General features: G+C 61.6%; 3 protein-coding genes. All 3 read left to right on the top strand.

Annotation, left to right across the window (positions count from 1 at the left end; genetic code table 11):
* The first annotated feature begins 139 nt into the window (after positions 1-139).
* On the top strand, positions 140-1,378 hold the full coding sequence (locus NKJ01_RS36005; protein ID WP_023699565.1) for a site-specific integrase: 1,239 nt from the start codon (positions 140-142) through the stop codon (positions 1,376-1,378).
* Complete coding sequence (locus NKJ01_RS36000) at positions 1,375-2,307, top strand: tyrosine-type recombinase/integrase (RefSeq protein WP_023699564.1); 933 nt, start codon at positions 1,375-1,377, stop codon at positions 2,305-2,307. Before NKJ01_RS36005 ends, NKJ01_RS36000 begins: the two co-directional genes overlap by 4 nt.
* Positions 2,304-3,050 (top strand): tyrosine-type recombinase/integrase (locus NKJ01_RS35995; protein WP_352735324.1); only part of this gene is annotated, 747 nt, incomplete at its 3' end. The genes NKJ01_RS36000 and NKJ01_RS35995, both read left to right, overlap by 4 nt.

Genomic DNA, 3,050 nt, shown 5'->3' with positions numbered 1-3,050 from the left:
TATGCGTCGGGCGAGATTATGTGGCGGAGCCTTCCTGGTGCCAGCCTAGGCCCGCCGGTCCGGATTTTTCCGCCACATAATATTTCATGCCTCTCTCATGGCGCGGGATTCCCCTGTGCCACAACGCCGGAGGGGCAGAATGCTCGAGTTCTATTTTTCCTATTGTGGGGTGCTCAAGCGCCTGCGTAGCGGTGCACTCGGTGGCGAGATGGATCGCCTCGCGGAGCATTTTTTCACCCTTGGTTATAAGCGAGCGTCTGCCACGATTTACCTGAGCCGGATTGCGCGCTTTAGCCAGTTTGCCGCAACGCGCTGTGGTCCGATGCCTATCTCTCAAGATGTCGTCGATAGCTATTTGTGCACGTTTACTACGGATACTCCACGCATTGGAGCAGTGTCGGCACTGGGACACGCGCGGCGAGTGGCTCCAGAACGCTTCCTTGCTGCTGTTCCCAGTGTAGATAATGATCCGAATGCTCCGCTTCTGAGCTCCTTTTCGGACTATCTGAGCAGGGTGTGCGGACTGGAGTCAAAGTCTCGCGAAGGCGTTCTCCTGGGCAGCCGCCGCTTTCTGGATTGGTTCCATCGCCACCATTCCGGCCAAGACCTCGACGCATTGACGGCTGAGCATGTCCTTGCCGCTGTCGAACATCGGCTGTCACTATCGGCGACCTCCGGTACCCGCACCGCAGCAACTTCTCACATCCGGACATTTCTTCGGTTTTTGTATTGGGCTGGCCATCACGATCAGGATCTCGCGCGCGTCGTCCCCAGGACGCCCCACTGGCGTTTGGCTCATCTGCCGCCGCGCCTTGCATGGGATGACGTTCGGCGTGCAATTGATATGATCGGCGCAACGGCACCGGTTGACGTCCGCGATCGAGCCGTCCTGCTGCTGCTCGCCACCACGGGCATTCGCAACGGTGAGCTGCGCGCCCTTCAACTGCACGATATCCACTGGCGAACTGGCGAGGTTTTTGTCCGGCACACCAAGGGCAAGCGTGATCGGGTGGCCCCGCTCATCGAGGAAGCCGGTGCCGCGCTCGCCGACTATGTCCTGCGCGCTCGACCGAAGGTGGATAGTCCGTATCTGTTCCTGTCCTTCACGCCGCCCGTGGCACCATTCAAATGCGCGTCGCCTGTTTCGAGGATCGTGCGGAAGCGGTTGCGACATGGCGGGGTTGAACTCGGGCAGGTCGCAGGTGCGCATCTCCTGCGCCACAGTCTTGCCACCCAGCTCGTCAAGCAGCGAAGGCCGATCAACGAGGTCGCCGATCTCCTGGGACACCGCAGCATCAACACAACGGCGCTGTACGTAAAGGTCGCGACGTCGCAACTTGCCGAGGTCGCACTTCCCTTTCCGGGAGGCGTGGCATGACCGCCTTTGCCCGATTCCTCGGCGAGAAGGCCGAGTGTTACATCGAGCTACGCCACTCCCTCGGCTATGCCTTCAGCAAGCAAGCCGGCACGTTGCGGGCTTTCGTGAGGTACATTGAGCGCGCTCAGTTCGATGGGCCTGCCACTCGAACTTTGGCGCTGGATTTTGCCCTCTCGTTCAGCGGCGCCGCCAACAGCCGTGTCAGTCGTCACGGCGTGCTGCGCCGGTTTTACGAATATCTCGCCGTCTATGACGCGCGAACCGAAGCCTTGGAGCGCAGAGCTTTCCCCAGATCCAGAGCGATTCCGCCTCCGCGAATCCTCAGCGAGGCCGAGTTGGCATCACTCATCGACGCATGCCGCCGCATCTCGCCGGGAATCCTTCTCAAGGGGCGGACAATGGCCACGCTGATCGGATTATTGGCGAGCTCGGGGCTGCGATCAGGCGAAGTGGTCAGACTTGATCGTTCCGACGTTGATCTGGCCAACGGGATTCTCCTCATTCGGAAGACGAAGTTCCGCAAGGACCGTCTCGTTCCAGTTCACACGACGACCCAGGCTGCCCTTCGTAGCTACGTCCATGAACGGGATGCCGCTTTTCCCATGCCCAAGGACCAGGCCTTTTTCCTCAGCTCTCGTGGCAATCGCCTCTCGGCGACAGGCCTGCAAAACGGCTTTGCCGAGGCCCGCAAGCTTGCTGGTCTCGATGGCGGCAAGCCATTAAGGCCACACGATCTCAGGCACCGGTTCGCCGTGACCCGTCTCGGCCTCTGGCATCAGCAGCGCGCAGACGTTCAGGCGTTGCTCCCGTTGCTCGCCACATATCTCGGTCACGCCAGCTACAGCGACACTGCCTACTATCTCACCGGTTCGGCAGATCTTCTCGCCATTGCGGCGGAGCGCGCCTTCCTCGACGGAGGTGCAGCATGAGCGAACACCTGCTGCTGGCGCCGCTCCTGGAGTCCTACTTTCGCCGGCGCTTGACCAAACAACGCAATGCGACTCCCGCGACCGTGGCCAGCTATCGCGATGCCTTGCGCATGCTGATCATCTTTGCCGCCACCCGATTGGCGAAGAAGCCGGCCGCATTGGCACTCGAAGACCTCGATCGAGACCTCGTTCTCGCCTTCCTCGACGAGCTCGAGGAGAAGCGCAAGAACGTCATCGCCACGCGCAACGCCCGACTAGCGGCCATCCGATCCTTCTTCCATCACGTAGCAGCCGCTGACCCGGCGTCCTTCGGTGTCGCCCAACGCGTGCTGACGATTCCCATAAAACGGGCTCACATTGAGGTGACGCACCACCTCACCAAGGCCGAAGTGGACGCCCTTATTGCGGCCCCCGATCAGAGGACGTCCCGTGGGCGGCGCGACCGAACGTTTCTACTGTTTCTGGCACGGACCGGCGCCCGGGTCTCCGAAGCCACCGGCGTCAACGCAAACGACCTTCAGTTGGAACGGCCGCACCCACAAGTGCTGCTGCGCGGCAAAGGGCGCAGAGACCGCGTCGTCCCCATTGCTAAGGACCTGGCGCGGGCGCTGACATCCTTGTTGAGCGAGCGCGGGATCGCCCATCACGAGCCGCGAGCGATATTCGTCGGCGCCCGCAACGAACGCCTGACTCGTTTCGGAGCGACCCATATCGTGCGGCGTGCGGCCACAGAGGCCGTGCCT

Origin of the sequence: Mesorhizobium sp. M0276 (assembly GCF_040321755.1) — a bacterium.
GTDB lineage: Bacteria > Pseudomonadota > Alphaproteobacteria > Rhizobiales > Rhizobiaceae > Mesorhizobium.
The sequence above is the reverse complement of the archived record's forward strand: the minus strand, read 5'-3'. Positions and strand labels throughout refer to the sequence as shown.

What these genes read in the sequence shown, in the direction of transcription:
- NKJ01_RS36000 (WP_023699564.1), top strand. Translation starts at nt 1,375, where the DNA reads ATGACCGCCTTTGCCCGATTCCTCGGCGAGAAGGCCGAGTGTTACATC.
- NKJ01_RS36005 (WP_023699565.1), top strand. Translation starts at nt 140, where the DNA reads ATGCTCGAGTTCTATTTTTCCTATTGTGGGGTGCTCAAGCGCCTGCGT.